At 46.0% G+C, this 813-nt stretch carries 1 protein-coding gene; it reads right to left on the reverse strand.

What is annotated here, in order from left to right:
- Positions 1 to 813 (reverse strand): IS3 family transposase (locus tag ACT3SX_RS15340; RefSeq protein WP_444761850.1); only part of this gene is annotated, 813 nt, incomplete at both ends.

An 813-nucleotide genomic window follows, 5' to 3' on the forward strand; every position in this document is an offset into this window, starting at 1 on the left:
TGTATCGGTGTAAAACCGCCATTGCCCATGTTTGGGCGCTTATGATTATAATGGTATAACCAGTTTTCTGCTTGTGCGCGTACCTGCTCTAGATTATCAAACAGCTCCTGATTTAACCAATCATATCTCATGGTTCTGTTAAAGCGCTCTACATACGCATTTTGCTGTGGATTGCCAGGTTCAATATAGCTTAAGATGATGCCTTGCTGCTCAGCCCAGTCTTTGAGCGCATTGCTGATGTATTCAGGGCCGTTATCGCATCTTATCTGCACAGGTTTGCCTCGGTACTCAATAAGCTGATTAAGACTGCGTATGACCCTCCCGGCCGGTAGCGAGAAGTCGACTTCAACGGTGAGTGCCTCACGGTTGTAATCATCAATGACATTGAACAGTCTAAAGCCACGGCCATCAGTTAAGCCGTCGTGCATAAAGTCCATGCTCCAGCTTTGGTTAATCCTATCAGGTACTGCTAATGGTATTGGTTTAGCACGTTTAATGCGACGCTTAGGCTTGATTCTAAGGTTGAGTTCAAGCTCGCAGTAGATGCGATATACCCGCTTATGGTTGTACGGCAGTCCTAGCACATTACGCAAGGTTAAAAAGCACAAGCCAAAGCCCCAGTTCTTGTTCTCATCAGTCAGTTTGATAAGTAAGTCCGCTATTTGCTGGTTCTCATCTGTTACCACCGACTTGTGATAATAACAGGTGACGCTGATGTTAAAGATACGGCAAGCACGGCGTATGCTAATGCTACGATCTTCAATATAGTGACAAGCCATCTGCCGGCGCCTTTGGGGCGCTACCACTTTTTTG

The sequence above is a fragment of the Psychrobacter sp. AOP31-B2-9 genome (assembly GCF_052378005.1).
Taxonomy (GTDB): Bacteria; Pseudomonadota; Gammaproteobacteria; order Pseudomonadales; family Moraxellaceae; genus Psychrobacter.